Annotated in this window: 3 protein-coding genes and 1 pseudogene; 2 read left to right on the top strand and 2 right to left on the bottom strand. The window is 67.6% G+C overall.

What is annotated here, in order from left to right; translation table 11 throughout:
• Positions 1–326 (top strand): hypothetical protein (locus WA965_RS24770; protein ID WP_526448169.1); only part of this gene is annotated, 326 nt, incomplete at its 5' end.
• Positions 323–1801 (top strand): AMP-binding protein, encoded by a 1479-nt coding sequence (locus tag WA965_RS24765; RefSeq protein ID WP_526301301.1) that lies wholly within the window; start codon positions 323–325, stop codon positions 1799–1801. The genes WA965_RS24770 and WA965_RS24765, both read left to right, overlap by 4 nt.
• A 67-nt stretch (positions 1802–1868) precedes the next feature.
• On the opposite strand, the gene WA965_RS24760 is transcribed toward WA965_RS24765, so the two are convergent.
• Together WA965_RS24760 and WA965_RS24755 are read right to left on the bottom strand one after the other, a co-directional pair.
• Positions 1869–2324 (bottom strand): putative immunity protein, encoded by a 456-nt coding sequence (locus WA965_RS24760; protein WP_526301303.1) that lies wholly within the window; start codon positions 2322–2324, stop codon positions 1869–1871.
• Between the two features lie 186 nt (positions 2325–2510).
• Positions 2511–2950, bottom strand: a pseudogene (locus WA965_RS24755) (HNH endonuclease signature motif containing protein); the annotation flags it as partial.

The following is a 2950-nucleotide window of genomic DNA, read 5'->3' as shown; positions in this document are numbered from 1 at the left end:
CTGCGGTGGTGGCGGCATCGTTGATCGCCGGGCTGGTCGGGGCGGTGATGGCCGGCGCCGCGCTCGGGCTGCGGCACCTGCTGCGCAACCGCGAAAGACTCTGGAACGCCGCAACTGTCGGCAGTGCAGCGTCCGGTCTGATCCTGGCCGGTGCGGTCCTGAGCCAGAATCCGTGGCGTTCGGTCGACGGATACGTGGGGCATTCGGCCGGGGTGCAGTTTCTGGCCTTGGTGTCCGTCGTCGCCGTGTTGACGTCGGCGTTGGGCTCGGCGGGTCCTCCCGCCGAGCACGCGGAGGCGATCGACGACGAGGATGGAGCAACATGACCAGTCCTGTTCCCCCGATCGGCTCCCAGGTCTCGGCACTGGCCGCCCGGAACCCCGAGGCTCCGGCCGTCACCTGCTCGGGCGTCACAATGACACGGGCAGAGATGGATGCGGCGACCAATCGTGTTGCGCGCGGGTTCGCCTCGCTCGGTGTGGGTGTCGGCGACTACGTGACGATCGTGCTGCCGAACTCACTGGACTGGGTGTACTCGGTGCTGGCCTGCTGGAAGCTGGGCGCGGTGCCGCAGCCGCTGTCCGCGCGCCTGCCCGACGCCGAGCTCGCCGCGCTGCTCGAGCTTCGGCGTCCCAGACTGCTGGTCGGCCGACCCGACCCGACCGGTGTGACCGCCAGTGCCCCAACGGAGCTCGCTGCCGCGTTCTCAGCGTTCGCGGCGGCGCCGTTGCCTGAGGCGGTCTCGCCGGTGTGGAAGTCGATGGCCTCCGGCGGCAGCACAGGTCGGCCCAAGCTGATCGAATCGGGCGGCGACAGCAGGGTGCCCGCCGCGATCGGCCAGCCATTGGGAGCACAGGAAGGCGACGTGACCCTGATCTCGGTGCCACTGAGCCACAACACCGGTTTCACGACCTTCGCCATCGGTCTCCTGCAGGGACATCATCTGGTGGTGATGCCCCGGTTCGAACCGGCCGAATTCCTGAGCCTGGTCACCGACCACCGGGTGACGTTCCTCACCACCGTCCCCACGATCATGCAGCGCCTATTGCCCGTCTACCGCGCCGACCCCGACGCCTACGATCTATCGTCGATCCGCAGGCTCTGGCATCTGGCCGCGCCGTGCCCGCCGGCGGTCAAACTGGCGTGGATCGAGATTCTCGGTCCGAGTGCAGTGTGGGAACTGTACGGCGGCACCGAGTTACAGGCGCTGACGTTCATCTCTGGTGACCAGTGGCTGGCCCACCCGGGTTCGGTGGGAACGGTCGTCGCCGGTGAGATGAAGGTGCTCGACGACGACGGCAACGAATGCCCGCCCGGGCAGGTCGGTGAGATCTACATGCGGCCGGCGCCGGGGGGACGACCCACCTATCGCTACATCGGCAGCACCGCGAAGTCCCGCGACGGTTGGGACTCGCTGGGAGACCTGGGCTACTACCAGGATTTCGGAGCCGAACGCTACTTCTACCTCAACGACCGCAGGGTCGACATGTTCACCGTGGGCGGGCGCAACGTATACCCGGCCGAGATCGAATCAGCGCTTTCCGAGCATCCGGAAGTGCTGTCCTGCTTGGCAGTTGGAATCCCCGACGACGATCTGGGCCAGGTGCCGCATGTGCTGGTGCAGGCTACCGGCTTGGATGAGGCGGCAGTCGTCGCGTTTCTCGCCGAGCGGATCGCCTCCCACAAGCTGCCGCGGTCGGTGGAGTTCACCGACCGGCCGCTGCGCGACGACGCCGGGAAGGCGCGTCGGTCGGCGGTGCGCGACGAGGTCATCTCGCGGCGGGCCGCGCAATCGGACTAGCGCGCGGCGGGCCGCGCAATCGGACTGGCTAGATTGCTTTTTCCTGATCGGAGTCAGCCCGTGATGGTCACTGGCCCTTGGGGAATACGATCGGGCGAAACTCGAGGCCGAGGTTGTCCCATTGCCATTTGCGTTCGGCTTGATGCGCTAGGTCATTGGAGTTGTGCAGTCCGACCGCCTTGGCCGCGTATATCGCGGCGTGCCGGCAATGGCCGGCCATGTGCGCCACCACCGCTGCTTGGCCTGCGGCCCGTGCGGCCGCTACGACTGCGGGTGCGCCGCCTTGATCAGCATCGCGGGCGGCGGCATGAGCTGCGAAGGCCGCGGCGCGACATGCTGTCATTGGGACTTCGTCTTGTGTCCAGCCGCGGAGCGCTTCGATGGCCGCCCGCGGGCGGTTGTCATCGGGACGGTCGTCTTCATAAATCGGCAGCGTTCGCTCGGCGCACGCAGCGGCCCACCGGGCGAGTGCCTTGTGCGTGACTGGATCCGGGTTCGAACTCGTCGTCGGGGATCGGGTCACCGTGTCATGTTGGCACGTCGCCATCGTGCTGTTGAGCTGCTCCAGCTGGTTCTAGTGTGATGACAGCGGCCTTCACCGGCTCTGCCAGCCAATCCGTAAGCAGGAAAACGGCATTCGACGTCAGCTACAAATACGCCAACAGGGACACGAACACGCGCAGGTCGTGCTCGCGGACGGCCACTCAACCTAGTTGTCGGCGGCTCGTGGTGGTGGTTCGGGTTGGTAGGGGTGGTACCACTTCCATTGGGCGCGTTCGCCGGTGGGTCCGGGGTAGGGAGCTACTGCGGGTGGGGGTGTGGGGTGGGTGGTCGGGCCAGGGATCGGTTGGTCAGTGGTTGGCCGGTGTCGTCGGTGACGACGAGGCGATCGGCGGGTCCGGTGATGGTGATCAGCCCGCGGTGATGGGCGCGGTGATGGTACGGGCAGACCAGGGCCAGGTTGCACAGCTCGGTGAGGCCGCCGTCCTCCCAAAGCCGCAGATGGTGGGCATGCAGCCCGCGGGTCGCCCCACACCCGGGGACCACACAGCAGCGGGCGCGGTGCTCCAGCGCCCGGCGTAGCCGCCGGTTCACCGTGCGAGTGCTGCGCCCGGCACCGATGACCTGGCCGTGGCGTTGGAACCAGAC

This window comes from Mycobacterium sp., assembly GCF_049683935.1.
Classification (GTDB): Bacteria; Actinomycetota; Actinomycetes; order Mycobacteriales; family Mycobacteriaceae; genus Mycobacterium.
Note: the sequence above shows the minus strand (reverse complement) of the source record. Positions and strands in the feature narration are given on the sequence as shown.